This window comes from Micromonospora sp. LOL_015 (assembly GCF_048060275.1).
Taxonomy (GTDB): domain Bacteria; phylum Actinomycetota; class Actinomycetes; order Mycobacteriales; family Micromonosporaceae; genus Micromonospora_E.
Window position 1 is genome coordinate 13,556 of record NZ_JBHMIO010000009.1, and the last position, 25,161, is coordinate 38,716.

Consider the following 25,161-nt stretch of genomic DNA (forward strand, 5'->3'; position numbering starts at 1 on the left):
GACCCACGGTCGGCCTTCGTCGCACCACGGCCCGCCGACTGCGACAATCGCGCCATGGGTGACAGCGATGAGAGCGTCGACCGCGCCTCGGCGAGCGCGGACTTCCTGGAGTGGAGCTTCTCGCTGAAAGGAGAGAGTTCCCCGTGGTCGGTGGAGCAGAGCATGACCCAGTTGCTCGCCCACGAGAGCGCCGAAGGGATCGGCCTGCCACTCGCCGACGCCGTACCGGCCGACGCGGCGGTCATTCACGAACTGGGCCGGCGACGGACCCCGACCGCGGTCGCCGCGCTACGCGGTTTCCAGGCGATGAGCACCATCGACACCCAACGGGAACTCGCCCGACTCAACGCCGACCGGCTCGTCGGGCACGGGCTGCCGGAACCACCCTGGGCCGACACCATCGGCCGGGTCGACGTCGACTGCTGCCGGTGGATGCACGACCCGTACGGCGAGACGGCGATACTGCTCTGCGGCTTCTCCTACGGCGGCACCGACGAACACGGCATCCTCACCGTGATCGACCAGGCGATCGGCGGTGGACGGATCCGGGAGGTCCTGCTCGGCGCCCGGATCGACTCGCTAGGGCAACTGCTCGACCGCGCACACGGGGGCGAGGACGGTTTCGTGACCGAACCGCTCGACCCGGCGCTGGCCCGACGACTACTCGAGGACGCCGTCGCCACGTCGGACGAACTGATGGAGAACCCGGAATACAAGCTGCGGCCGATGCCCGACGCGTACCGGAAGATGCGGGCGTTGACGTTGGCCCGGGCCCGCGCGCTCAGTGACGTCGCGGCCCCGCCGGAGCCGTTTCCGACCACCGTGGAGATCGAGCTGCTGAAGCGGGCGTTCCTGGCTTCCGAGGCGGCTGCCGGGTTCCCGACCGACGGCACCGCCAGCCGCGCGGTCGACCTGCTCGTCGAGCAGTTCGTCGAGCAGGCCGCCTGCCATCCACTGCAGCTGGGTCCACGCCGGGTGCTCGCCGTACTCGGCCTGCCGGCGCTCGCCGCCGAAGCCGGTGCCGACCCGGTGGCCGGACCGGTCCTGCCCGACGTCGCCGCGGCCTGGGTCGGCTGGACCGCCACCGAGCGCGGGTTGAGCCCCGACGCACGCGAGCGACTCGTGCGTACGGCGGACCAGGCCTGTGCTCAGCTGCGGTCGGCGATCGCCGGTGGCGACCCGTCGGTCTGACCGCCGGTGCCGTGGTCCTGTTGGCCGGGCCGGCCACCGCGTCCGCCGACCGTCCGCAGGTTACCGACCGTTCGCGGATCCAGGCCCCGCTCGAACGGCTGGAGTCGACCTGGCTCACCACGTGCCGCAGACCGCAACCGGGATCGTCGTCCACGCCGATGTCACCCCGACCGAGATCGACGGTCTGCGGGCCGGTGGCTTCCGGATCGGCCAACTACTGCACGAACCGGCCGACAGCCGGGCACGCGTCGCCGAGCGGGAGGCGACGATCGCCAACCACCGCGCCGACAACCAGACGTTTACCGCGCGGGTGCGGCAGGACGCCGCCGTTGCCGGCAGCGATCTTCTACGCGCTGGACGGTAGTCAGCCGACCTTCGGGGCGACGCTCTACGCCGCCGGCGGGTACGGGAGGGCGGCGAGACCCTGACCGTACCGTACGGGACGAAGGTCTTCTGGTTCTCGGTGGACGCCGTGGGCAACATCGAGAACAACTACCAGCCGGACACCGACGCCAAGAACTAGCGGGGTGGGTTCGCCATCGTCTCCGACAGTTGACCTGCCCGGCCGGCGGCGGTCACCAGCGCTTGCGCCGGTAGTGACCGTGGTAGCCGTGGTGGCCACTGCCGTAGTGACCGTAGTTGCCGCCCCGGCGCCGGCGGTTGAGCCGGTGGTCGACCTCACGGAGCAGGCTGTCGACGGGCGAACCGTCCCCCCGCCGCCGGGCGTGCCGGCTCAGCTTCGACGCAAGCATCGCCAGCAGGAATCGTTTGATGAAGCTGCTCATCGTAGGCTCCTCCAGCCCTGTGTCCCGACGCCCGCCACGGTAGCTCGTGGTGTCCGGGTCCAGCTGGGCGGAAGCTGACGGTCAGCTGGCAGTACGACGGCCCACCTCCCCGGCATGGTGCCGACGTCTGCCATGCTCGCAAGGGTGACCACCGGGTTTCCTACCGGCCGGCGTCGCGGCCGCACGCTGCGTATCCTGCTGATCCTCGTCGCCGTCGCGACGGTGCCGGCCGTCGTCGCGCTGGGTGTGGTCGTGGTGCCGTGGCTGCGGGAGCCGGGGCCGCGGCCGTTGTTCCAGCTCCCGGTCGCCTGCGGCGAGACCTGGCAGCTGGGCACCTACCCCGGCCACGACGACTACGACGTCGACCTGTTCCCGACCGAAGGCGACCCGTGGGGTCGGCCGGTGCTCGCCTCCTACGCCGGCGTGGTCACCGTGGCCGGCGTCAACGGCTCGGTGGGCGGTCGGAACCCGGAGGATCCGGACGGCCCCCGGGGCCGTGGTGGCGGTTACTGGGTCAAGATCGACCACGGCGGCCGGTGGGAGACGCAGTACCTGCATCTGCTCGAACCGCCGATGGTCCGGGAAGGCCAACGGGTGGCGCGCGGCGAGCAGATCGGGCTGCTCGGCAGCACCGGCAACTCGGGCGCGCCACACCTGCACTACGAGCAACGGCGCGGCTGGCAGAAGGTGGAGACCTACTTCGACGGCCTGCCGTCGGGCATCACCCACGACGACTACGAGTACACCGTGCGGCTGACCAGCAACAACTGTTGAGCCGGCCCATCGGCGGGCGGTGGGTGTCCAGTCGTAGAAGCCGTCGAGCCCCCAGGTATGGCGATCTCGTGCAACAGGATCGTCATGTTCTCTGCGTCGAGGTTGTTCATGAAGTACTCGCGGCCCATCCGCTGCTCCCAGTCCCCGCCGGCGCCCCCGCCGAAGCCGTCGGTGAGCCACAGTGACTGGTCGTAGTGTCGTGCGGCACCGCCGGGACACTTGGCGTACTGGCCGTTCTGGTTGGAGAATCGGCCGCAGCCGGTGGAGCACTGCGGAGCGTTCTCCCGGATGTCATTGACGTGTATGTCGACGGAGTTGTCGGTCCACTGCAGCTGGTTGCGGTCACGCACGGCCCAGCCGACGACGCGGACCGGGACATCGGCGTACGGCCACGCGTTGTGGCCGACCAGGGTGTTCATCCACTTCTTGTGCTGCCGGGCGAGAGTGGCGTGGATCCGATCACGCAGAGCGGCGGTGGCGCTGGCGGTGGAGTCCCAGCGGACGCAGTAGTTGATGTAGCCACAATTGGCCATCAACCTGGTCCCAGCCGCAGTTGCGGAAGGCGTACAGGTTGCCGTTGTTGTAGGTCTGCTCCTGGTGCTGCCAGACCTGGTCGAGCGGGGTGACGAGGTGTGCGGGTGGGTTCCAGCCGGTGGTGTGCGGCGCCGTGGTCGGGTGGTCGCGCCGGGACAGCCGACGCCGTTGAGAGCGACGGCGGTCGGCGGTGGGTTGCTGGTGTTGCTCCAGGCACCGTTGACGCCGAAAAGTGACGGTGGTGCCGGTCGCGAGGTCGCCGTTGCAGCTGGCGTTGTCGGCGGTGACCTGCGCCCCGGACTGGGTCACCACGGCGTTCCAGGCCTGGGCGACCGTCTGCCCGGCGGTGAACGACCAGGTGAGTCGCCAGACGGTGAGGGGGTCGCCCAGGTTGGTGACGGCGATGGCGGCACCGAACCCACCGGTCCACTGGCTGGCGATCTGGTAGTCGACGCGACACCCGGTGGCGGCGGTGGCGGCCAGGGCAGGGACGCCGCCGCTGACGGTGACGAGTGCCGCCAGGGCGAAGAGGCAGTCGGAACAGTCCGGGAACAGACCAGATCTCGACGTACCGGCTCCGCCCGGCTAACATTTCGCCGTCTGGATCTGCTGGCGCGATTCACCAGGCACCGACCACACGTACGTACGTCCGTGCAGGAGCCTTCATGCGCCTCAGATGCCACCCACCCCGTCCCCCTGCGCGACTGGCCGCTCTCGCCGCGGCCTGCGCGGCCGCGCTGGTGGCCACGATCGCGACCGCCCCGGCCGCGACGGCGGACACCACGATGCTCGCCAACGACTTCGAATCCGGCTCGTACGCACCGTGGGGCCCCCGCGGTGACGTGACGCTGCCGATCGCCGAGGAAGGTCGGGACAGCGCGAACAGTCTGTCGGTCACCGGCCGTACCGCCGACTGGCACGGCCCCGCGACCAGCGCGACCGACCTGCTCGGCGACGTTGCCGTCACCGGCCCCGACGAGACTCCCGGCGCGGTCACGGTGAGCGCGGTCGACTTCGAGGACGGCACCACCAGCACCTGGTTCGCCAGCGGTGACCCCACCCTGACCGTCGTGGACACCGACGACGGCCGGGCGCTGCGGGTCAGCGACCGTGTCGAAGGGTTCGACGGGCTGCAGAGCCCTACCGGAATCTTCACCGCCGGCGTCACCCACACCTTCTCGGCGCGCGTCCGGCTGGCCCCGGACGGGCCGGCGTCGTCCGGGTTCCGGTTCGTCATGAAGCCGGACTACGACTGGATCGGCGACACCACGGTCACCGCCGACGACTGGACCACGGTGACCGGCGTGTTCACCGTGCCGGCCGACGCCGACCCGGCCACGTACCAGGTCTACCTGGAGGCCGCCGAGGCCACCGCCACGTACCTGGTCGACGACATCCTGATCACCGCGCCGGACACCGGGCCGGGCGGGCCACCGCCGGGCACCGTCGTCATCGACAGCGACTTCGAGGACGGCCTCGACGGTTGGGGGCCGCGCGACGGTGGCCCGGGGGCACCGACCGTCGAGTTGACCGACGTCGCGCACGGCGGCGCGACGGCCGCGCTCGTCACCGACCGGGTCAACCAGGGCGCCGGGATCGGGCGGGACGTCACCACCGCGTTCGAGCCGGGCGTCGGCTACGAACTGTCCGGCTGGCTGCGGTTCGCGCAGGGTCAGCCGACCGACGCCATCTGGTTGAGCATTGCCGCCACCACCGCCGACGGCAGCGAGTCGTTCAGCACCCTCGCCCAGTTCGAGTCGGTCACCGATGACGGGTGGACCGGAGTGACCGCGAGCTTCACCGCGCCGACCTTCACCAGCGCGTTCCTCTACTTCGAGACCAGCTGGCAGGGCGCGGACGTCACCGGCAACACCAGCGACTTCCTGCTCGACGACGTCGTGGTGCGGGTGCCCGAGCCACCGGTCATCGAGGACCTCACCGGGATCCACGAGACTACCGACTTCCCGGTCGGCGTCGCGATCGACAGCCGGGAGACCGTCGGGTCCGCCGCCGAGCTGCTGACCCGGCACTTCACCAACGTCACACCGGAGAACCACATGAAGCCGGAGGCGTGGTACGACGCGGACCGCAACTTCCGGCCGCACGAGCAGGCAATCGCAATGATGGACTTCGCGCAGGCCAACGAGCTCGGCGTGTACGGACACGTGCTGGTCTGGCACAGCCAGACCCCCGAGTGGATGTTCCAGGACGCCGACGGCGAGCCGTTGAGTTCGTCGGCCGCCGACCAGCAGGTGCTGCGCGACCGGCTGCGCGGGCACATCTTCGCGGTGGCCGAGTCGCTGAGCGACCGGTACGGCCGGTTCGGCTCCGACACCAACCCGCTGAACGCGTTCGACGTGGTCAACGAGGTGGTCAGCGACAGCGGCGAGTACGCCGACGGCCTACGCCGCAGCGAGTGGTACCGGATCCTCGGCGAGGAGTTCATCGACCTGTCGTTCCAGTACGCCGACGAGGCGTTCAACGACGTGTACGCGGTGGCCGACGCCGATCCGGTCACCCTGTTCATCAACGACTACAACACCGAGCAGAGCGGCAAGCAGGCGCGCTACCACGCTCTCGTCGAGCGGCTGCTCGACCGCGGCGTGCCGCTCGACGGGGTGGGACACCAGTTCCACGTGTCGCTGTCGACACCGGTCGGCAGCCTCGAAACCACGCTGGAAAGGTTCGCCGGTCTGCCGGTGGTCCAGGCGGTCACCGAGCTCGATGTCACCATCGGGACCCCGGTAACCCAGGCCAACCTGATCGAGCAGGGCTACTTTCTGCGGGACGCGTTCCGGATCTTCCGGGCGTACACCGATGAACTGGCCGTCGTCACCGTGTGGGGGCTGACCGACAATCGGTCGTGGCGCTCTGACAGCGGCGCCCCACTGCTGTTCGACGACGGATACCAGGCCAAGCCGGCGTACTACGGCGCGGTCGACGCGGAGCTGCCGGCCCGGCTGCGCACCGCGAACGTCTTCGCCGGCGACGTCGCGTTGTCCGCCGGGGCCACCTCGGACCTCACCTGGCGCAAACTGCCCCTGCACCCGGTGAAGGAGACGGCGGGGTTCCAGCTGCGCTGGTCGGCAGACCGGCTGACCGCGTACGTCTCGGTCACCGACCCCACCCTGTCGTCGGACGACCGGGTCGAGTTCGTGCTCGACGGCGAGACGTACCCGGTGGCCCGGGACGGGGCGGGGGACGTACCGGCGGTGGCGACCGAGCGGGACGGCGGTTACGCCGTCGTCGCGCAGCTGCCGCTGACCGACCCGGACGAAGGCGACACCGTCCCCTTCGACGTACGGGTCACCGACGACGACACCACGACCGGCTGGGCCACGACCGGCACCGTCGGCACCCTCACCCTGGTCGAGGAGCTGTCCTACCTGGAGGTCGTCCGGACGCCGAGCGCTCCGGTCATCGACGGTACGGTCGACGCGGGCTGGTCGCACGCGACCACGGTCACCACCGCCAAGCAGGTGGCCGGCACCGACGGGGCGGTGGCCACCGTCCGGACCCTGTGGCAGGACCAGACGTTGTACGTGCTGGCCGAGGTGGCCGACCCGGTGGTCGACGTCACCGGCTCCGATCCGTGGACGCAGGACTCGGTGGAGATCTACGTCGACGCCGGCAACGCGAAGAACGGCCCCTACCGCTACGACGACACGCAGATCCGGGTCAACGCCGACAACGTCGTCTCGTTCGGCACCGGTGACGAGGCGTTCCAGGCCGGCCGGTTGACCAGCGCGGCGGTGCGTACCGACACGGGCTACACCGTCGAGGCGGCGATCAGTCTGCTCGAGTACGGCGGTCTGGACACCTTCCACGGACTGGACTTCCAGGTCAACGACGCCGCCGACGGCGCCCGTACGGCGATTCGCAACTGGGCCGAGCAGAACGGCGTCGGCTACCAGACGACCGCGCGGTGGGGGGTCGGCCGGCTGGTCGACGGCACCAATGTCGACGTGACCTTCGAGCCGATCACGCAGTGGGACTCGGACGGCGGCGGCGGGTACTGCACGGAGATCATCGCCAGCAACGCCACCGATCAGCCGGTCGACTGGCGGGCGGCGGTCGAGCTGCCCGGCGACGTCTACACCGCGTGGAACTTCGAGCGGGAGTCGTTCGGCGACGGCACCTGGCGGATCACCGGCGTGGACTGGAACCGGACGTTGAAGCCGGGTGCCCGGACGTACAGCGTCGGTTACTGCGCCACCTGGTGACCGTCGCCGGGGGGTGCGTCGACGGTCGTCGACGCACCCCGCGGGTCGTCGGCAGGCGGGGTGCCGGGCCGGGGCATTGCCCGGTCGACCGGACCGGGCATACCATCAGGTCAACCAAGCACTTGCTTGATCGGCGGCGGGGGATCCCCGGCGCCGCGCACCCGTCGATCCCCCGGGAGCTCCGATGGCCCGCAGCTACCTCGGTCACGTCCTGCCCGACCGCCTCGAACTCAAGATCGAACCGACCCGTACGGCGCTGCTCATCGTGGACATGCAGAACGACTTCGTCCACGACGACGGATACTGCGCGAAGGCCTTCGGCACGGCGATGGTGGCCGGCTTCCAGAGCGTGGTGACGCCGATCGCCCGGCTCGCCGCCGCAGCCCGCACGGCCGGCGTCGCGGTGCTCTACTGCCGGGTGGTACAGCATCCCGACGGGTCGCTGGCCTCACCGGTCTGGCTCGCCGACAACCTGCGGCACGGCTTCGAACCGCTGCACTGCATGCGGGGCACCTGGGGTTGGGAGATCGTGGACGCGCTCGCCCCGCAGCCGGGCGAGGTGGTGTTCGAGAAGCTGCGGCGCAGCGCGTTCGTCGGCACCCAGCTGGAGAACCTGCTCCGCAGCCGGGACATCCGCAGCCTGGTGGTGACCGGTGTCGCCGGCACCGGATGTGTCGAGTCCACCGTCCGCGACGCGATCGAACGGGACTACTTCACCGTCGTGCCGGCCGACTGCGTCGCCAACAACAACGCCGAGCTCACCGCCGCCTGCGAACCGGCGTTCCGGGCCCTGCTCGCCCCGGAGGACTGGACCACCAGCGATCAGGTCGTCGCGGTCTGGACCGGGCCGACCACCGCCTGACCCGCCGGGTCACCCGGGGTCCCGGGAGCCGGCGTGGGCCCGTCATCCGAACCGGGTCGCGGCGTCGGCCCGCAACCGGGCCTTGTCCGCCTTGCCGCCCGCGCTCAGCGGCAGCTCGGCCAGGGTTGCCAGCCGTTCCGGCCACTCGTACTTGGAGACTCCCCGGGCGGCCAGCTCGGCCCGCAGCTCGTCGAGGGTCAGCTCGGCTCCGTCGGTGGTCACCACGTACGCGCAGGCCCGCTCGCCGAGCACCTCGTCGGCGGCCGGCACCACCGCCACCTGGGCAACCCGCTCGCAGCCGCCGACCGCCTCCTCGACGGCCAGCACGCTGATGTTGTGTCCACCCCGGATGATGAAGTCCGCCACCCGGCCGGTGACCGTCAGATAGCCGGCCGGGTCGACCCGCACCAGGTCGCCGGTGAGCATCCAGCCCTGCGGGTTGACCAGTTGCCGGTTGGCGTCCGGATCGTCGTAGTAGCCGGGAGTCAGCCCGGGCCCCCGGGCGGCGCACTGCCCCGGCCCGCCGGACGCGGTCACGTCGACACCGTCGGTGTCGAACAGCCGCACCCGCATCTGCGGAATCACCCGGCCGGCGGTGCCCAGCCGGTGCTCCCGGGAGTCGTCAACCCGGGTCACACTGATCGGTCCGGCCTCGTTGGAGCCGTAGAACTGCAGCACGGCGCAGCCGGTCTCCTCCTCGAACCGCGCCGCTCGCTGCGCCGGCACCCGCTCCCCGCCGGTGAACAGCACCCGCAGCGACGACACGTCCCGCTCGGCGTACCCACCGGCGTTGAGCATCATCACGAACTGGCTGGTCACGGCGGCGAGCACGGTGACCCGGTGCCGTTCGATCAGCTGCCAGGTCTGCTCCGCGTCGAACTCCTCGGCCAGCACCGTCGGGTAGCCGTACATGGTCGGCACCACGTGCCCGCTCCACTGCCCGAAGCCGTACGGTGCGGGCAGCGCACTGGCGAACACCTCGTCCGGACCGAACCGGGCGGCCTCGGCCGCGAGCGGCCCGAAGTACTTGCGGGTGTTCATCGTCTGCATCACGCACTTGGGCAGGCCGGTCGTGCCCGAGGTGGAGTTGAGGAAGAACAGGTCGTTGGCGCCGAGGCCGCGGCCGGCAAGGGCGGCGGCCGCCGTGGCCACGTCGGGCAGCGGGAGTGGTTCACCGTCGCGCAGCAGGTTGACCTCGCCGGCCGCGGTGAGGTGCACGGTCAGGTGCGCCGGCCGGTCGGCCGGGGGTTCACCGGCGCGCAGCTCGGCGGCCAGGTCAGCGGCGGCGCGGCCCCGGTGCACCGGCCGGGTGAGCAGCGCGGTCGCGCGGGTACGCCGGATGAGGTGCCGTACCTCGGCCGCGCCGGCCCGGGGGCCGATGCCGACCGTCACCAGGCCGGCCTTCTGCGCCGCGAGGTAGGCGACGTGCACCAGCGCGCCGTTGGTGAGCAGGGTGGCGATCCGCTCCCCCGGCCGCAGGCCGCCCAGCACGTAGCCGCCGGCCAGCCGGGTGCTCAGCGTGTCGTACGCCGACCAGCTCAAGGTGGCGTCGGTGGCGAAGAACGCCGGGTCGTCCGGGCGGCCGGCGGCGTGCCGGGCGACCATCGACGCGATGGTGTCGTCGTCCCAGTGCCCGGCCCGGGTGTACTCGTCGATGGTCGCCCGGTCGAAGACGCCCGGGCCGGCGGCTGCGGTCATGCGTTCTCTCCTGTGGGGTGGCCGGTCGATGCCGGGTCGGGCCACAGCGGCGCGAGCCGCTCGGCGACGGAGTCGAGGGCGGCCAGCCGGTCCGCCCGGGTGGCCGCCGGTGGCCGCCGGGTGAACGGCGCGACGACCAGGTGGTCGAGACCGGCGTCGCGGTACGCCTCGACGGCAGCGACGCCGATTTCACCGGAAAGCCTGACGTGGTGGGTGAAGTCGTCGTCGGCCCGGCCGAGCTGCTCCCGCAGCGCGGTTATCCGAGCGCACAGCCGGGCGGAGGTGGCCAGGTCGACGTCCGGCCCGAACCAGCCGGCGCCGTGCCGGGCCGCCCGACGCAGCGCGGCCCGGCTGTGCCCGCCGACCACCACCGGCACCGGCGGTTGCGGCGCGGCACCGAAGTGTACGGTCGGAAAGTCGAAGAACCGCCCGTGGTGGGCGACCGGCCGGCCGGACCAGAGCAGGTCGAGCACCCGCAGCATTTCGTCGGTGCGGGCGCCCCGGGTGCCGAAGTCGGCGCCGAGCGCGGCGAACTCCTCGGCCATCCAGCCGACCCCGACGCCGAGCACCGCCCGGCCGGCGGACAACTGCTGCAGACTTGCCCAGGCACGGGCGATGTGGAACGGATCCCGTAGCGGGGCGATCAGCACGCCGGTACCGAGCCGGATCCGGGTGGTCCGGGCGGCCAGGTGGCCGAGCGTCACGGTCACGTCGGCCAACGGGGTGCTCGGCCGGATGCCGGGGTCGCCGGAGGACCGGTACGGGTAGGTCGGCGCGTAGCTTGCCGGGGTGATCACGTGGTCGGCCAGCCAGACGGTGTGGAAGCCGAGCCGCTCGGCGTGCACCGCGAGCGGCGCGTACTCGGCGGCCGACAGACCGAACAGCTGCAGGTCGAACCGCATCAGCCGGCACCGTCCGGCCGCTCGCGCATGCTACGGGCGTCGTGGCCGGCCAGCGGATCGTCACCGACCTCCGCGTTGTGCGCGTGCGCCACGTGGTGCAGACCGAACACCGAGTCCATCCCGGCGCGCAGACCCATCAGGTCCTCGGCCTGGTTGACCGCCTTCTTGGTCAGTGCCAGGCCGAGCCGGGGCATGGTGGCGATCCGGCCGGCCAGCTCCATCGTGTACGGCTGCAGCTCGGCCCGGGGCACCACCCGGTTGACCATGCCGAGGGCCAGCGCCCGGTCCGCGTCGACCTGCTCGCCGAGGAAGAGAAACTCCTTGGCGAACCGGGGTCCCATCACCCACGGGTGGGCGAAGTACTCGACGCCGGGAATGCCCATCCGTACGACCGGATCGGCGAACCGGGCGTCGTCAGCGGCGACGATCAGGTCACAGCACCAGGCGAGCATCAGGCCGCCGGCGATGCAGGCGCCCTGCACCATGGCGATGGTCGGTTTGGGCAGTTCCCGCCAGCGCCGGCACATGCCGAGGTAGACCTCGGACTCGCGGACGAACCGGCTTTCCGCGCCGGCCTTGCCGACGTGGTCCCACCACAGCCCGGCCCGGCGCGGGTAGCTGCGGTCGGCGTCGCGCCCGGGTGTGCCGATGTCGTGCCCGGCCGAGAAGTGCTTGCCGGCACCGGCCAGCACCACCACCCGTACGTCGTCGTCGGCGGCGGCCCGGGAGAAGGCGTCGTCGAGGGCGTAGGTCATCGCGGAGTTCTGCGCGTTGGCGTACCGGGGGCGATTCATGGTGACCACCGCCACCGGCCCGTCGGTGGCGTACCGGACCACCGCCTCGTCGTCGTGGGCCGTAGCGTCGTCGGCGGGTGGCGGGCTCGCGGCGGCGTCGGTCACGGTCGTCCTCCTTGCTCGGCGGTGGCAGCGGGCAGTCCGATCGCGGTGCCGAGCCGGTCGAGGTGATAGTCGGTGCCGGCGGTCGCTGCCACGATCGCCCACACCCGCTTGGCGTACAGGTGCAGGTCGTACTCGGTCGTATAGCCGATCGCGCCGTGGCACTGCAGCGCGGCGCGGGCGGTCCGTTCGGCTGCGTCGGCGGCGAGCAGGTAGCCGGCCGACACGTCGGCCGGACGGCTGTCGGCACCGGTAGCGGCCGCCCAGCCGGCGGCGAGCACAGCCGGGGCGGCGAGTTCCAGCCCGAGCAGGGCGTCGGCGAGCTGGTGCTGCACCGCCTGAAAGCTGCCGACCGGGGCGCCGAACTGGCGGCGGGTGCCGACGTGGCCGACGGTGAGGTCGAGCATCCGCCGGCCCAGCCCGACCAGCTGGGCCGACGCGGCCAGGGTGGCCCGGTCGGCGGTCAGCGCCAGCAGATTGGCCGGCACGTCGAGCCGGATTCCGGCCGACGGCCCGACGGCGGGGTCCCCGGTGAGCCGCAGCGCGGCCCGGCTGCCGTCCATGGTCGGCACCGGCGTGGCCGCGACCCCGTCCGGTCGGACCAGTCGGGGTCCGTCCGGCGGGGTCAGGAGCAGCAGCAGGTCGGCCCGCTGCCCATACGGGACCAGGCCGCCCGGCCCGGCGACGGCGATCCGGCAGCGGCCCTCGACGAGCGCGGCCAGCTGCCCGCCGGGGTCGCCGGCGGCGGCCAGCAACGGGCCGGCGACGGCGGCGGTCTCGGCCACCGGCAGCGGCACCGCCGCGTACCCGGCGGCGGTGAGCGGCGGCACCAGGTCCACCTCGGTCAGTCCGAGCCCGCCAGCGGCGTCGGGCACCGCCGCGGCGAGCAGGCCCATCTCGGCGAGCGCGGTCCACAGCCGGTCCAGCGGGGCGGGGTCACCGCCGGGCCAGCCGGCGCGGACCACCGCCGGTGGGCATTCGGCGGTGAGCAGGTCGTCGACCGCGTCGCGCAGCGTGGCCTGCTCGTCGGTGAGGGCGAACCGCATGCCGTCTCCTCCTCAGCGTCGGGGCAGGCCGAGCAGCCGCTCGGCGACGATGCCGCGTTGGATCTCGTTGGTGCCGGCGTAGATCGGGCCGGCCAGGGAGAACTGGAAGCCCCGGGTCCAGTCGGCGTCGACCTCGGCCTCCGGGCCGAGCAGGTCGAGGGCGGTACGGTGCAGCGCGATGTCCAGCTCGGACCAGTGGATCTTGTTGAGGCTGGCTGCCGCGCCCGGCGGGTCACCGTCGAGCATCCGGGTCACCTGGGCCAGGGTGAACAGCTGGTAGGCGCGGGCGCCGAGCCAGGCCCGTACCACCTGCTCGCGCAGCCGGCCGGTGAGCCGGTCCGGCCGGTCGCCGGCCAGCTGGACCAGCCGGGCGGCGGCCGCGGTGAACCGGCCCGGCGGGCGCAGGGTGAGGCCCCGTTCGGAGCCGGTGGTGGCCATCGCCACCCGCCAGCCGGCCCCGACCTCGCCGATCACGTCGGCGTCGGGGACGAACACGTCGTCGAGGTAGACGTCGGCGAACCCCTCGTCGCCGTCGAACCGGCCGAATCCCCGCACGGTCACCCCGGGGGCGTCCAGCGGCACCAGGAGGTAGGTCAGCCCTCGGTGCCGCTGCTGCTGCGGGTCGGTGCGGAACAGGCCGAAGAGGTGGGTGCAGAACGCGCCCCGGGTGGTCCACGTCTTGTGCCCGGTCAGCCGCCACCCGCCGGCCGCGTCGTCGCGGACCGCCCGGCTGGTCAACGCGGCCAGGTCGCTGCCGGCTCCCGGTTCGGACCAGCCCTGGCACCACAACTGCTCGGCGGCGGCCATCGCCGGGAGGATCCGGTCCCGCTGCTCGTCGGTGCCGAACTCGAACAGGGTCGGCGCGAGCAGGAAGATGCCGTTCTGAGTGACCCGCTGCGGAGCGCCGGCGGCGGCGTACTCCTCCTCAAAGATCAGCCACTGCCAGGGCGAGGCGTCCCGGCCGCCGTAGCGGCGCGGCCAGGAGACCACCGACCAGCCGCCGTCGTGCAGCGTGCGCTCCCACTCCAGGTGGGCGGCGAAGCCGGCGCGGGTGTCGCCGGAGGGCAGTGGACGGGCCGGCCGATGGGCGCGCAGCCAGTCGCGGGCCTCGACGCGGAACTGTTCGTCGGCGGGGTCCGGACGCAGGTCCATCGGTCAGCCCTCCCGGCCCGGTTCGGCCGACCCCGGCCGGTCACCATGTTGCTGTGCCGGCCCGGTGTCGAGCCGGTCGCCGAAGCCGTCGCGGACCCGGTGTGCGACACCGGACAGGTTCAACTCGAAGGTGAAGCCCTGCTCGTAGCGGTAGCTGCGTTTGACGTCCCACGGGTCGATGCCGTTGAGCGACTCCTTGGCCGCCCGGATCACCGCCGGGTCCTTGGCGGCGATCTGCCGGGCGACCTCCAGCGCGGCGGACCGCAGGTCGGCGGCCGGGACCACACGCAGCACCGAGCCGTAGGCGTGCAGCTCGGCGGCGGTGGCGGAGGCGGAGGTGTAGAGCATCGCCCGGGCCCGGTGCTGCGGCACCAGGCGGGACAGGTGGGTGGCGGCGCCGAGCGCGCCCCGGTCCACCTCGGGCAGTCCGAACGTGGCGTCGTCGCTGGCCACGATGATGTCGGCGTTGCCGACCAGGCCGATGCCACCGCCGAGGCAGAAACCGTGGACGGCGGCGACCACCGGCACCGGGCAGTCGTAGACGGCGGCGAACGCCGCGAAGCAGCCCCGGTTGGCGCCGATCAGCGCGTCGTTGCCGGGATCCGCCTGGATCTGCTTGATGTCGACCCCGGCGTTGAAGCCGCGGCCCTGCGCCCGCAGCACCACGGCCCGGGTGGCCGGGTCGGCACCGGCGGCGGTGACCGCCTCGGCGAGGCGGTACCAGCCGGCGACCGGCAGGGCGTTGACCGGTGGCCGGTCGACCACGATCTCGGTCACTCCGTCGGCGCCGGTGGTCGCGACGACCATCGTGCTGTCCGCTGTGGATGTCATGGTCGGGTCCTCACGGGTGTTGGCTGCTGACCGAGAGCACCTCGCCCACCAGGTACGAGGCGTAGTCGCTGGCCAGGAAGACGATCACGTTGGCCACCTCCCAGGGTTCGGCGGGCCGGCCGAACGCCTCCCGGTCGGCCAGCGCGGCCAGCAGGGCGTCGTCGGTGACCTTGGCCAGGTTGGCGTGCATGGCGAGGCTCGGCGCGACGGCGTTCACCCGGACCCCGGCCTCGGCGGCCTCGACGGCGCTGCACCGGGTCAACGCCATCACCCCGGCCTTGGCGGCGGCGTAGTGTGCCTGGCCCTGCTGGGCCCGCCAACCGAGTACGGAGGCGTTGTTGACGATCACGCCGCTGCCGCGCGGCATCATGTGTCGCAGCGCGGCCCGGGTGCACCGGAAGGTGCCGGTGAGGGTGACGTCCAGCACCCGGTGCCACTGGTCGTCGGTCATCTCGGTGATCCGGGCGGTGCCGCCCAGGCCGGCGTTGTTGACCAGCACGTCGAGCTGGCCGTAGCCGGCGACGACCTGGTCGATCATGGTCTGTACCTGCGATTCGACGGTCACGTCGCAGACGACGGCGAGGGGTTCGACACCGGTGGCGGCGGCGAGCTCATCGGCGGTCGCCCGCAGCCGGGTCTCGTGCCGGTCGCTGATCGCCACCCGGGCACCCTCCTCGGCGCAGCGTCGGGCGGTCGCCGCGCCGATGCCGGTGCCGGCGGCGGCGGTGACCAGCACGGTCCGGCCGGCGAGCAGGCCGTGCCCGGCCGGCGGTACGGGTGGCTGCGGCCCGGCGGGTGCACCGCGCCCGGCCGGCGGTTCAACGGTCGCCATCGGCTCGTCCCTCCTGCAGTCCGCCCAGCACCGCCGTCGCCTCGGCGACGATCCGGTCGATCAGCTCGGCGCAGCTGGGCAGGTCGTCGATGAGCCCGGTCACCTGCCCGGTCGCCATCACCCCGAGGTCGGCCCGGCCGTCCACCATCGCGGCGCGCAGCAGCATCGGGGTGTTCGCGGCGAGCAGCACCTGCCCCCAGGTCAGCTCCCGGTTGCGGCGCATCGCCCGGCCTTCGGCGAGCAGGTGCCGCCACGGGGTTCCGGTGAGCTGCCGGAACCGGGCGGCGCTGCGTACCGAGCGGACCAGCCGGCGTGCCGGCCCGGCGCGTTCCAGCCGGTCGATGAAGTTGGTGCGCAGCACCCGCTGTGGCACGCCGTCGAGCGCCCGGGTCACCACGGTGCCGTCCAGCCCGGCGTCGAGGTAGCGCCGCAGCACCTGCGGGCTGACCGTGCTGTCTCTGGTTAGCAGGAACCGGGTGCCCATCGCCACCCCGGCCGCGCCGTAGGCGAGGGCGGCGACCAGCCCTCGGCCGTCGAAGAACCCGCCGGCGCCGATCACCGGGATGTCGACGGCGTCGGCCACCTGCGGCAGCAGCAGGCTGGTCGGGACCGCTCCGGTGTGGCCGCCGCCCTCGCCGCCCTGCACGATGACCGCGTCGGCACCCCAGGCAGCCACCTTCTCGGCGTGCCGGCGGGCACCGACCGAGGGCACCACCCGTACCCCGGCGTCGCGTAGCCGGGCGATCAGCTCCGGCTCCGGGGCCAGGGCGAACGAGGCGACCCGGACGTTCTCCCGGATCAGCAGGTCGATCCGCTGCGCGGCGTCGGCGGCGTCGGCCCGCACGTTCACCCCGAACGGCCGCGTGGTGTTCCGCCGGATCTCGGCTATCGCGGCGGCCAGGTCGGGCAGGTCGAGGGTGGCGCCAGCGAGGATGCCCAGCCCGCCGGCCTCGGCGGTGGCGGCGACCAGCCGGGGGCCGGAGACGAAGCCCATCCCGGTCTGCACGATCGGGTAGCGCACCCCGAACAGTTCGCAGATCGGGGTACGCAGCGCCGGGTGGGTCCGGGCCGGTCCGGCGGCCGGCCGCTCCGGGCGGTCGGTCATCGCCGCACCTCCGTGTCGCGGTGGCCGGCCGGGTCGATGACGGTACGGATGAGGGTCAGCTCCTGCGCCGTCGGCAGCCGGGTCTGCGGCACCTCCCCGCCGGTCCACAGCTCGAACCCGGTCGCCTCGTGGACCTGTTCGACGGTGACGCCGGGATGCGTCGACACCAGTCGCATCCGGTGGTCCGGGCCGGTGAAGTCGAAGACTCCGAGGTCGCTCACCACCCGACGCAACTGGTGGAAGCGTGCCGCAGACGGCCCGGCAGACGCGGCCCGGTCGTAGCCGATGCCGCAGACCAGGTCGACCTGCTCGACGAAGGTCCGGCGGCTGTGCCGGGGCACCCAGTAGCTGCACGGGTGGCTGACCGTGTTGCCCGGTGCGCCCCGGACTCCGAGCAGGGCCACCTTCGGCCGGTGGAAGTCGCCGATCGCCGAGATGTTGATGTTGCCGTACCGGTCGATCTGACCCGGTCCCATCATCACGTGCCGGCGGCCGGACCAGATCAGCTCGAAGATCTGCCGGAACGGCAGTGCCCCCTCGGTCTGTGCCGGGGATCCGCCGACCGGCCAGGTGCCCACGCCGAGCGCGGCCTCACCGTCGGTGAGCAGCAGATCCGGGGAGAAGGTGGCCCGGGCCAGGCGGGCGCCAATCGTCGGCACCAGTCCGATCGGGCTGGCCAGGATCTCCCCGTCGCCGCGCCACGCCTCGGCGCAGGCGACCGCACACACCTCGGCGCGGGTCGGTTCGGCCGCCGCGCTCACCGAGCTACCTCCGTCCACTCGTTGCGGTCGGCGACGGCCCGCTGGTAGCCGGCCTCGTCGGTGTCGAGGTAGCGGTCCCGGAACGCGGCCCACCGCTCGGTGCCGGCCGCTACGGCGTACTCCCGCTGGAACGGTTCGTCGCGCGGGTAGTCCGGGTCGCACGAGGTGAAGTGGGCACCGCGCGCGGCCGGGACCACGCCGCGGACCTGGTGGCGACGCACCAGCACCGCCGACGCCGGGGTGAGCTGCTCGGTCGGCACGACCTGTTCGCAGGAGACGTAGGCGCGGTCGGCGGCCGCGCAGTACAGGTCGTCGAAGTACGGGTCGGGCCCGAGGCAGAGGGCGTTGCCGTGGACGTCGGCACGGTGCAGGTGGACCAGGGCGGCGTCCAGCCGCAGCGCGGGCACGGCGAGCAGTTCCTCATTGTCGTACGGCGAGCGCACGGTCCGCAGGTCCGGGTTGATCCGCATCAGGTCGGAGCCGAGTCCGACCCGGGTGGGCAGGAACGGCAGCCGGCAGGCGGCGGCGTACAGGCCGAGGTAGAGCATGCCCTCGTCGTATTCGACGGCCTCGACGGCGCCTGCCTGGCGGGCGGCCCGGAAGTGCGGCTCCAGCGGGATCGAGTCGAGGGAGACGAAGCCGTACACCAGCCGGCGGACCTTGCCGGCGGCGAGCAGCAGGCCGGCGTCGGGGCCGCCGTAGGTAACGACGGTCAGATTGTCGAGGTCCGACCGCAGGATCGCCCGGACCAGGGACATCGGCTTGCGGCGCGAGCCCCAGCCGCCGATGCCGATGGTCATGCCGGAGCGCAGTTCGCTCACCACCTGCTCGGCGGTCATCCGTTTGTCGGTCATCGCCACCTACTCGATCCTGGCTGGTCACGGGTGCGGGTACGCCGGAACCGGCGCACCCGCAATGTACCAAGCGCTTGATTGGTTGGCCAGCCCGGGTTCAGCTCGCCCGCTCGATCACCATCGCCATCCCCTGCCCCCCGGCGGCGCACATGGTGACCAGTCCGAACTGCCGGTCACGTTCGCGCAGTGCCCGGATCAGGGTGGCGGTGATCCGGGCACCGGTCATCCCGAACGGGTGACCTACCGCGATCGCCCCGCCGTTGACGTTCACCCGGTCAGGATCGATGCCGAGCAGCCGCACGCAGGGCAGCACCTGGGCGGCGAAAGCCTCGTTGATCTCCACCAGGTCGATGTCACCGATGGTCAGCCCGGCGTGCCCCAACGCCCGCCGGGTCGCCTCCACCGGGCCGAGGCCCATGATCTCCGGACTGATCGCGGAGACGCCGGTGGCCACGATCCGGGCCAGCGGGGTGACGGCCAGCTCGGCGGCCCGGGCGGCGCTCATCACCACCAGGGCGGCGGCGCCGTCGTTGAGCGGGCAGCAGTTCCCGGCGGTGACCGTGCCGTCCGGGCGGAACACCGGCTTGAGCGCGGCCACCGACGCCAACCGCACCCCGGGGCGGGGGCCGTCGTCGCGGTCGACGACGGTGCCGTCCGGCAACATCACCGGGGTGATGTCGCGGGCGTAGAAGCCGTCGGCGATCGCCTGCTCGGCCAGGTTCTGACTGCGCACCGCGAACTCGTCCTGGTCGGCCCGGCTCACCCCGTACAGCTGCGCGACGTTCTCAGCGGTCTCCCCCATCGCGATGTACGGATCCGGCAACGCCCCGGTGTCCCGGGGGTCCTGCCACCGACCACCGTCGCCGGCGGCGCGCGCCGCGCTGCGGACACCGGCGGCCGCGTACCGCTCGTTACGAGTTCCCGGCAGATTGTCCGACTTTCCGGCGTCGTACCGGGAGACCATCTCCACGCCGGCGGAGATGAAGACGTCGCCCTCCCCGGCCCGGATCGCGTGGAAGGCCATCCGGGTGGTCTGCACCGACGAGGCGCAGTAGCGCTGCACGGTGGTGCCAGGGGTGCCGTCCAGGCCCAACCCGACGGCGACCATCCGGGCCAGGTTGTGGCCGTGTTCGCCGGCCGGCTGGGCGCATCCGAGCAGGACGTCCTGCACCTGCGCCGGGTCCAGGGCGGGCACCTGCGCCAGCGCGGCCCGAGTGATGTCCACGGCGAGGTCGTCGGGGCGCAGCGTGGCGAGTGAGCCCTTACGCGCCCGGCCGATCGGCGAGCGGGCGGCGGCGACGATAACGGCCTGCGGGGCGGCGGAGTCTCGGGGCGACATGGCGGGCAGCGTACCCTAACAAGCGCTTGGTTCGCCATGGTCGGTATGACCGGCAGCCCGCCAACGGCTGTCGTTCTGCTGACCAGAAAGGCCGGTCGACGCGGATTCTTCTGAACAGAAGCGGGGTTAGCGTCGGGCAACCTCGGCCGGCCCTGCGTCCGCAGACCGGCCCGGCCCACACCCACCAGGAGGCACGTTGACGGCCAGCGACGGGCAGACCGATGAGTTCATCGTGGTCGGTGGCGGCATCGGCGGGCTCGGCACCGCTCTCGCCCTGGCCCGCGCCGGGCGGCAGGTCCGGGTGTTGGAACGGGCCGCCGCCTTCGGCGAGGTCGGTGCCGGCATCCAGCTCGCCCCCAACGCCACCCGGCTGCTACGCGAATGGGGCCTGCTCGACCAGTTGATCGCCGCCGGGCTGGCGCCCCGGCACCTGGTCCTCGCCGACGCCCGCACCGGACGGGAACTCAACCGGCTCGACCTCACCGGGCCGTTCACCGAGCGTTACCTGGCCCCGTACGTCGTCGCACACCGCCGCGACCTGCTCGACCTGCTGCTCGCCGGGGCCGCCGAGGCCGGCGCGGTACTCGAACCCGACCGCGAGGTGATCACGATCCGGCCCGACCCGGACGCCGTCGAGATCGACTGCGCCGGCGGGCAGCGCTACCGCGCCCGGGCGCTCGTCGCCGCCGACGGCCTGCACTCCCGGTTCCGCGCACTGGTCAGCGACGACGAGCCGGAATGCAGCGGCTACGTCGCCTACCGGGGCGCGATCCCGATCGAACAGGCCAGCCGGACCGCCGACCTGTCCGAGGTGGTCGCCTTCCTCGGCCCCGGGATGCACTTCGTGCAGTACGCCCTGCGCGGCGGCAGCTACTACAACCAGGTCGCGGTGTTCCGCAGCGAACGGTACCGGCAGGGCGACCCGGACTGGGGCGGCCCGGCTGAGCTGCAGGAGGCGTTCTCCCGGTCCTGCCCGCACGTGCGGACCGCCGTCCAGGCGATCCGGACCGACCAGCGGTGGCCGATGTACGACCGGACGCCGATCGACGACTGGGTGCACGGCGGACGGGTCGCCCTGCTCGGCGACGCCGCCCATCCGATGCTGCAGTACCTGGCCCAGGGCGCCTGCCAGGCGCTGGAGGACGCCGCCGCGCTCGCCGCCGCCGTCACCCGGCACCTGCCCGCCGGGCCGGTCAACGCCGACGCGCCGGTCCACCTCGCGCTGCGGGAGTTCGTCCGCGAACGGGCCCCCCGCACCGCCCGGGTGCAGCGCAACGCCCGCACCTGGGGCGACATCTGGCACGTCGATGGCGTCGCCGCCGCGTTGCGCGACGACGCGCTGGCCCACCGTGGACCAACCGACTACCGGTCCACCGACTGGCTCTTCGGCCACACCGCCGCCCAGCGCGGCTCCTCCCCCACCGCGAGTCCCTCCGCGAACCCCACCGTGAACCTGGCGCCGGACGCGCCGACCGCCACCCCGACGACGAGCCGAGACGAGGCGCAATGATCCCCGACCCCGGACGCGACTGGCGGCTGCTGATCGACGGTCGGCTGGTCCCGGCCGGCGACGGCGGGGCGGCCCCGACCCGGTCACCGGCCACCGGCGCGGTGCTCGGCCGGGCACCCGCCGCCACCGTCGCCGACGTCGACCTGGCCGTACGGGCGGCACACGCCGCACAACCGCAGTGGGCGGCCACCCCGCCCCGGCAACGGGCCGCCGTACTACGGTCGATGGCCGAGGTGCTGCGCGCACACCGCGCCGAACTCGGTCACCTCGACGCGGCCGACGGCGGCAACCCGGTCACCGCGATGACCGCCGACGTCGACCTCGCCGCCGAGCTGCTGGACCGGTTCGCCGACTGGGCCGACCAGCTGGGCGGCCGGACCCTGCCCGGCGGCGACGACCATCTGCACTACACCACCCGACGGCCGTACGGGGTGGTCGCCCGGATCGTGCCGTACAACCACCCGGTCATGTTCGCCGCTTCCCGGGTCGCGGCGCCGCTGCTGGCCGGCAACTCGGTGGTACTCAAGGCCCCCGACCAGACGCCGCTGTCCGCGCTGCGCTTCGGTGAACTGGTCGCCGACCTGCTGCCGGCCGGGGTGCTGGCGGTGCTGACCGGCGACGGCGCCACCGTCGGGCCGGCGCTGGTCGGCCACCGGCTGGTGCGGCGGATCGCGTTCACCGGCAGTACCGGCACCGGCCAGGCGGTGCTGCGCACCGCCGCCGCGCACGGCGTCAAACAGGTGTCGTTGGAGCTGGGCGGCAAGAACCCGATGGTGATCCTGGCCGATGCCGACGTGGCCGCCGCCAGCGCCGGAGCGGTCGCCGGGATGAACTTTCACTGGACCGGCGGGCAGTCCTGCGGCTCCACTTCCCGGCTGCTGGTGCACCGGTCGATCGTCGACGAGGTGGTCGAGCGGGTGGTGGCCGGCACCCGCACGGTGCGGGTCGGCGACCCGCTGGATCCGGCCACCGAGATGGGCACCATGGTCTCGGCCGCCCACCGGGACCGGATCGCCGGCTTCCTGCGCCAGGGTCGCGACACCGGGCTGACCGTGGCCACCGGCGGTGGCCTGCCGGACGGGCCCGGCGCGTACGTGGAGCCGACCGTCTTCGTCGACGTGCCGCCGGACAACCCGCTGGCCCGCGAGGAGATCTTCGGGCCGGTGCTCTGCGTCACCCCGTTCGACGACGAGCGGGAGGCGCTGCGGATGGTCAACGACTCGCCGTACGGCCTGACCGCCAGCGTGTGGACCGGCGACGTCGGTCGGGCGCACCGCTGGGCCCGGTCGGTCGACGCCGGCTACGTGTGGATCAACACCGCGTCCCGGCACTTCGCCGGCCTGCCGTTCGGCGGGGTCAAGGACTCCGGCCTCGGCAGTGAGGAGAGCGTCGAGGAACTGCACTCGTTCACCCAGCCCAAGTCGGTCACCGTCCACCTGGGACCGACATACGACTCACGAGGAGGCGACCGTGGCGACCACTGACCACCCGGCCGACACTTACGACGGCATCATCATCGGGGCCGGCCAGCACGGCCTGATCCTCGGCACCTACCTGGCCCGGGCCGGTCTGCGGGTGCTCCTGGTCGAGCGGCGGCTGCGCCACGGTGGCGGGCTGAGCACCGAGGAACGCACCCTGCCCGGCTTCCAGCACAACCTGCACTCGATCAACCACTTCAGCGTCACCTCGACGCCGTGGTTCCGTGACCTGGGGCTGTCCGCCCGGGTGCGCTACCTGACGCCGCGGTACGAGTTCGCCCAGCCGCACCGCGACGGCAGCGCGCTGGTCTTCTCCCGCGACCTCGACGAGACACTCGCCAGCATCGGCCGGTTCAGCAAGGCCGACGCCGACACGTTCCGGGAGTGGAACGCCAAGGCGGAGGAGATGACCCAGCGAATCTTCCTGCGCGAGCGGTTCAGTGAGCCGCTGAGCCCGGCCGACCGCGACGAGCTGCTCGGCCGCACCGCGTTGGGTCGTGACTTCATGGAGCTGACCCGACGGCAACCCGGTGAGGTGGTCGAGGAGCTGTTCACCGATGAGCGGGTCAAGGTGCTGTTCCTGTTCAAGCTGTCGCTGTTCGGCACCGTGCTGCACGAGACGCTCGGCACGCACAGCCCGCTCGGCTCGCTGATCCGCGCCTTCGACCTGACCACCGGCTACGAGCTGTGCGCCGGCGGCAGTTGGAATCTGGCCCGCGGGCTGATGGAGGAGTTCATCGCCGCCGGCGGACACTTCGTCAACCAGGCGCACGTCGAGCGGATCGTCGTCGAGGGCGGTCGGGCCACCGGCATCGAACTCGCCGACGGGCGCTCGATGCGGGCCCGGCAGTTCGTGGCCAGCACGCTGGACCTGCACCAGACCCTGGAGACGCTGGTCGGCCGCGATCAACTGCCCGCCGACTACCTGGCCCGGCTGGACAAGTTCCACTACACCGGCTGGACGTTGTTCGGCCTGCACCTGGCGCTCGACGAGGCTCCAGCGTACACCTCGGCGGCCTTCGACCCACACGTGAACGGGGCGCTGAAGTACAACATCGGCTCGGAGACCATCGCCAGTCTGATGGCCGCGCACGACGACGTGGACAACGGTCGGGTGCCGGCCAACGTCCAGTTCGGTGCCGGGGCGCTGAGCGTGCTCGACCCGAGTCAGGCGCCGCCGGGCAAACACACCGCGTACGCCTGGCACGTGGTGCCGTGGGCACCCGACGGCGACCACGAGAACCTGCGCCGCATGCAGGGCGACATGGCCGCGTCGATCATGGACAGGTGGCGGGAGTACGCGCCCAACCTGACCGACGCCACCGTGCTGGGCTCGTACACCTACACCGCGTACGAGTACGCGCAGGAACTGATCAACATGCGGCACGGCGACATCTTCATGGGGGCGCTCAGCGCCGACCAGGTGCTGCACAACCACTTCGGCTACCGCACCCCGCTGCCGAACCTCTACCTGGCCGGCTCGGCCTGCCACCCCAACGGGGCGATCAGCGGCGGCGCCGGATACATCGCCGCCGGGGTGATCGCCCGCGACCTGGGCGTCGAACCGTGGTGGCAGCCGATGGACGCCCGTACCGAACTGTCCCGGCTCGGCGATGGCTGACCGGCTGGCCGGTCGGGTGGCCATCGTCACCGGCGGCGGACAAGGGCTCGGCCGGGCCTTCGCGCACCGGCTGGCGGCCGACGGGGCGCGGGTGGTGGTGGCCGACCGCAACACCGAGGCGGCCGGTGCCGTCGCCGCCGAGATCGGCGACGGCGCGCTCGCCGTCGAGGTTGACGTCGCCGACCCGGACAGCGTGGCGGCGATGGTCCGGCGCGGCACCGACGCGTTCGGTGAGATCGACGTCCTGGTCAACAACGCGGCGATCTTCTCGACTCTGGCGATGCGGCCGTTCGACCAGATCGACCCGGCCGAGTGGGACCGGGTGATGGCGGTCAACGTCCGCGGACCGTTCCTGTGCACCCGGGCGGTCGCGCCGGTGATGCGCCGGGCCGGCTACGGCAAGGTGGTCAACATCTCGTCGGCCACCGTGTGGATCGGCCGGCCGAACTACCTGCACTACGTGACCTCCAAGGCGGCGCTGATCGGGATGACCCGGGCGCTGGCCACCGAGCTGGGCCCGGCCGGGGTACGGGTCAACGCGGTCACCCCGGGCGCCACCCGTACCGAGATCCCGCGGGCCACCGTCACCCCGGAGCAGGAGGCGGCGATCGTCGCCGGCCAGGCGATCAAACGGCGGCAGGTGCCGGCCGACCTGGTCGGCGTGGTCGCCTTCCTCGCCGGGCCGGACAGCGACTTCATCACCGGACAGACGGTCAACGTCGACGGCGGCGCGGCGTTCCACTGAGGATTCCCACATCGCTGCGAGG

General features: G+C 72.5%; 23 protein-coding genes. 9 read left to right on the top strand and 14 right to left on the bottom strand.

Translation table 11 applies throughout. The annotated features are described in order from the left end of the window. Positions 1 to 54: 54 nt before the first annotated feature. Both ACFHWU_RS10780 and ACFHWU_RS10785 read left to right on the top strand, forming a co-directional pair. On the top strand, positions 55 to 1,191 hold the full coding sequence (locus tag ACFHWU_RS10780) for a hypothetical protein (protein ID WP_416590433.1): 1,137 nt from the start codon (positions 55 to 57) through the stop codon (positions 1,189 to 1,191). 121 nt (positions 1,192 to 1,312) lie between these two features. Further along, entirely contained in the window at positions 1,313 to 1,555 is a 243-nt protein-coding gene (locus tag ACFHWU_RS10785; protein ID WP_416553254.1) for a hypothetical protein, read from the top strand. Positions 1,556 to 1,766: 211 nt separating this feature from the next. On the opposite strand, the gene ACFHWU_RS10790 is transcribed toward ACFHWU_RS10785, so the two are convergent. Continuing rightward, on the bottom strand, positions 1,767 to 1,976 hold the full coding sequence (locus ACFHWU_RS10790) for a hypothetical protein (RefSeq protein WP_416590435.1): 210 nt from the start codon (positions 1,974 to 1,976) through the stop codon (positions 1,767 to 1,769). 144 nt (positions 1,977 to 2,120) lie between these two features. On the opposite strand from ACFHWU_RS10790, the gene ACFHWU_RS10795 reads away from it, so the two are divergent. Next, positions 2,121 to 2,750 carry a M23 family metallopeptidase gene (locus tag ACFHWU_RS10795; RefSeq protein ID WP_416553258.1) on the top strand — a complete coding sequence of 210 codons (630 nt, stop codon included), beginning with the start codon at positions 2,121 to 2,123 and terminating at the stop codon, positions 2,748 to 2,750. On the opposite strand, the gene ACFHWU_RS10800 is transcribed toward ACFHWU_RS10795, so the two are convergent. Beyond that, positions 2,711 to 3,283, bottom strand: coding sequence for a hypothetical protein (locus ACFHWU_RS10800; RefSeq protein WP_416553260.1), 573 nt, complete (start codon positions 3,281 to 3,283; stop codon positions 2,711 to 2,713). The genes ACFHWU_RS10795 and ACFHWU_RS10800 overlap by 40 nt on opposite strands. Then, on the bottom strand, positions 3,210 to 3,839 hold the full coding sequence (locus ACFHWU_RS10805) for a cellulose binding domain-containing protein (RefSeq protein WP_416553449.1): 630 nt from the start codon (positions 3,837 to 3,839) through the stop codon (positions 3,210 to 3,212). The genes ACFHWU_RS10800 and ACFHWU_RS10805 overlap by 74 nt, the downstream gene beginning before the upstream one ends. Positions 3,840 to 3,949: 110 nt before the next feature. On the opposite strand from ACFHWU_RS10805, the gene ACFHWU_RS10810 reads away from it, so the two are divergent. Continuing rightward, complete coding sequence (locus tag ACFHWU_RS10810; RefSeq protein WP_416590437.1) at positions 3,950 to 7,507, top strand: endo-1,4-beta-xylanase; 3,558 nt, start codon at positions 3,950 to 3,952, stop codon at positions 7,505 to 7,507. Positions 7,508 to 7,691: 184 nt separating this feature from the next. Then, positions 7,692 to 8,369, top strand: coding sequence for a cysteine hydrolase family protein (locus tag ACFHWU_RS10815; RefSeq protein ID WP_416553264.1), 678 nt, complete (start codon positions 7,692 to 7,694; stop codon positions 8,367 to 8,369). A 42-nt stretch (positions 8,370 to 8,411) separates the two neighbouring features. Here ACFHWU_RS10815 and ACFHWU_RS10820 read toward each other — a convergent pair whose 3' ends face one another. The 11 genes from ACFHWU_RS10820 to ACFHWU_RS10870 form a co-directional block, all read right to left on the bottom strand. Continuing rightward, the gene (locus tag ACFHWU_RS10820) at positions 8,412 to 10,067 is read right to left on the bottom strand and encodes a class I adenylate-forming enzyme family protein (RefSeq protein WP_416567680.1); all 1,656 of its coding nucleotides are present in this window, start codon (positions 10,065 to 10,067) and stop codon (positions 8,412 to 8,414) included. After that, positions 10,064 to 10,969, bottom strand: coding sequence for a TIGR03619 family F420-dependent LLM class oxidoreductase (locus ACFHWU_RS10825; RefSeq protein WP_416590439.1), 906 nt, complete (start codon positions 10,967 to 10,969; stop codon positions 10,064 to 10,066). The genes ACFHWU_RS10820 and ACFHWU_RS10825 overlap by 4 nt, the downstream gene beginning before the upstream one ends. Further along, positions 10,969 to 11,868, bottom strand: coding sequence for an enoyl-CoA hydratase (locus tag ACFHWU_RS10830; protein WP_416590441.1), 900 nt, complete (start codon positions 11,866 to 11,868; stop codon positions 10,969 to 10,971). Before ACFHWU_RS10830 ends, ACFHWU_RS10825 begins: the two co-directional genes overlap by 1 nt. Then, positions 11,865 to 12,911 (bottom strand): acyl-CoA dehydrogenase family protein, encoded by a 1,047-nt coding sequence (locus ACFHWU_RS10835; protein ID WP_416590443.1) that lies wholly within the window; start codon positions 12,909 to 12,911, stop codon positions 11,865 to 11,867. Before ACFHWU_RS10835 ends, ACFHWU_RS10830 begins: the two co-directional genes overlap by 4 nt. A gap of 12 nt (positions 12,912 to 12,923) precedes the next feature. Next, on the bottom strand, positions 12,924 to 14,063 hold the full coding sequence (locus ACFHWU_RS10840; RefSeq protein ID WP_416590445.1) for an acyl-CoA dehydrogenase family protein: 1,140 nt from the start codon (positions 14,061 to 14,063) through the stop codon (positions 12,924 to 12,926). 3 nt (positions 14,064 to 14,066) lie between these two features. Further along, the gene (locus ACFHWU_RS10845) at positions 14,067 to 14,894 is read right to left on the bottom strand and encodes an enoyl-CoA hydratase family protein (RefSeq protein WP_416590447.1); all 828 of its coding nucleotides are present in this window, start codon (positions 14,892 to 14,894) and stop codon (positions 14,067 to 14,069) included. Between the two features lie 10 nt (positions 14,895 to 14,904). Next, positions 14,905 to 15,726, bottom strand: coding sequence for an SDR family oxidoreductase (locus tag ACFHWU_RS10850; RefSeq protein ID WP_416553276.1), 822 nt, complete (start codon positions 15,724 to 15,726; stop codon positions 14,905 to 14,907). Continuing rightward, positions 15,713 to 16,831: an NAD(P)H-dependent flavin oxidoreductase gene (locus ACFHWU_RS10855; protein ID WP_416553278.1), complete on the bottom strand. Its 1,119-nt coding sequence runs from the start codon at positions 16,829 to 16,831 to the stop codon at positions 15,713 to 15,715. The genes ACFHWU_RS10850 and ACFHWU_RS10855 overlap by 14 nt, the downstream gene beginning before the upstream one ends. Further along, on the bottom strand, positions 16,828 to 17,592 hold the full coding sequence (locus ACFHWU_RS10860) for a CoA-transferase subunit beta (protein WP_416553280.1): 765 nt from the start codon (positions 17,590 to 17,592) through the stop codon (positions 16,828 to 16,830). Before ACFHWU_RS10860 ends, ACFHWU_RS10855 begins: the two co-directional genes overlap by 4 nt. Further along, the gene (locus ACFHWU_RS10865) at positions 17,589 to 18,446 is read right to left on the bottom strand and encodes a CoA transferase subunit A (RefSeq protein ID WP_416553282.1); all 858 of its coding nucleotides are present in this window, start codon (positions 18,444 to 18,446) and stop codon (positions 17,589 to 17,591) included. The genes ACFHWU_RS10860 and ACFHWU_RS10865 overlap by 4 nt, the downstream gene beginning before the upstream one ends. Positions 18,447 to 18,543: 97 nt before the next feature. Then, positions 18,544 to 19,794: an acetyl-CoA C-acetyltransferase gene (locus ACFHWU_RS10870; RefSeq protein WP_416567703.1), complete on the bottom strand. Its 1,251-nt coding sequence runs from the start codon at positions 19,792 to 19,794 to the stop codon at positions 18,544 to 18,546. A gap of 187 nt (positions 19,795 to 19,981) precedes the next feature. Between ACFHWU_RS10870 and ACFHWU_RS10875 the strand changes: the two genes are divergently transcribed. Genes ACFHWU_RS10875 through ACFHWU_RS10890 form a run of 4 tightly spaced genes read left to right on the top strand, consistent with a single transcriptional unit; the run spans position 19,982 to position 25,139 of the window. Next, the gene (locus ACFHWU_RS10875) at positions 19,982 to 21,295 is read left to right on the top strand and encodes an FAD-dependent monooxygenase (protein ID WP_416590448.1); all 1,314 of its coding nucleotides are present in this window, start codon (positions 19,982 to 19,984) and stop codon (positions 21,293 to 21,295) included. Next, the gene (locus ACFHWU_RS10880) at positions 21,292 to 22,779 is read left to right on the top strand and encodes an aldehyde dehydrogenase family protein (protein ID WP_416553286.1); all 1,488 of its coding nucleotides are present in this window, start codon (positions 21,292 to 21,294) and stop codon (positions 22,777 to 22,779) included. Before ACFHWU_RS10875 ends, ACFHWU_RS10880 begins: the two co-directional genes overlap by 4 nt. Continuing rightward, positions 22,766 to 24,394: a phytoene desaturase family protein gene (locus ACFHWU_RS10885; RefSeq protein WP_416553288.1), complete on the top strand. Its 1,629-nt coding sequence runs from the start codon at positions 22,766 to 22,768 to the stop codon at positions 24,392 to 24,394. Before ACFHWU_RS10880 ends, ACFHWU_RS10885 begins: the two co-directional genes overlap by 14 nt. Continuing rightward, on the top strand, positions 24,387 to 25,139 hold the full coding sequence (locus ACFHWU_RS10890; protein WP_416553290.1) for an SDR family NAD(P)-dependent oxidoreductase: 753 nt from the start codon (positions 24,387 to 24,389) through the stop codon (positions 25,137 to 25,139). The genes ACFHWU_RS10885 and ACFHWU_RS10890 overlap by 8 nt, the downstream gene beginning before the upstream one ends. Positions 25,140 to 25,161: the final 22 nt, after the last annotated feature.

Excerpts from the sequence above, each read along its gene's own strand:
- ACFHWU_RS10780 (WP_416590433.1), top strand. The coding sequence starts at position 55 with ATGGGTGACAGCGATGAGAGCGTCGACCGCGCCTCGGCGAGCGCGGAC.
- ACFHWU_RS10820 (WP_416567680.1), bottom strand. The coding sequence starts at position 10,067 with ATGACCGCAGCCGCCGGCCCGGGCGTCTTCGACCGGGCGACCATCGAC.
- ACFHWU_RS10815 (WP_416553264.1), top strand. The coding sequence starts at position 7,692 with ATGGCCCGCAGCTACCTCGGTCACGTCCTGCCCGACCGCCTCGAACTC.
- ACFHWU_RS10850 (WP_416553276.1), bottom strand. The coding sequence starts at position 15,726 with ATGGCGACCGTTGAACCGCCGGCCGGGCGCGGTGCACCCGCCGGGCCG.
- ACFHWU_RS10810 (WP_416590437.1), top strand. The coding sequence starts at position 3,950 with ATGCGCCTCAGATGCCACCCACCCCGTCCCCCTGCGCGACTGGCCGCT.
- ACFHWU_RS10835 (WP_416590443.1), bottom strand. The coding sequence starts at position 12,911 with ATGCGGTTCGCCCTCACCGACGAGCAGGCCACGCTGCGCGACGCGGTC.
- ACFHWU_RS10845 (WP_416590447.1), bottom strand. The coding sequence starts at position 14,894 with ATGACATCCACAGCGGACAGCACGATGGTCGTCGCGACCACCGGCGCC.
- ACFHWU_RS10890 (WP_416553290.1), top strand. The coding sequence starts at position 24,387 with ATGGCTGACCGGCTGGCCGGTCGGGTGGCCATCGTCACCGGCGGCGGA.
- ACFHWU_RS10790 (WP_416590435.1), bottom strand. The coding sequence starts at position 1,976 with ATGAGCAGCTTCATCAAACGATTCCTGCTGGCGATGCTTGCGTCGAAG.
- ACFHWU_RS10880 (WP_416553286.1), top strand. The coding sequence starts at position 21,292 with ATGATCCCCGACCCCGGACGCGACTGGCGGCTGCTGATCGACGGTCGG.
- ACFHWU_RS10800 (WP_416553260.1), bottom strand. The coding sequence starts at position 3,283 with ATGGCCAATTGTGGCTACATCAACTACTGCGTCCGCTGGGACTCCACC.
- ACFHWU_RS10865 (WP_416553282.1), bottom strand. The coding sequence starts at position 18,446 with ATGACCGACAAACGGATGACCGCCGAGCAGGTGGTGAGCGAACTGCGC.
- ACFHWU_RS10840 (WP_416590445.1), bottom strand. The coding sequence starts at position 14,063 with ATGGACCTGCGTCCGGACCCCGCCGACGAACAGTTCCGCGTCGAGGCC.
- ACFHWU_RS10825 (WP_416590439.1), bottom strand. The coding sequence starts at position 10,969 with ATGCGGTTCGACCTGCAGCTGTTCGGTCTGTCGGCCGCCGAGTACGCG.
- ACFHWU_RS10855 (WP_416553278.1), bottom strand. The coding sequence starts at position 16,831 with ATGACCGACCGCCCGGAGCGGCCGGCCGCCGGACCGGCCCGGACCCAC.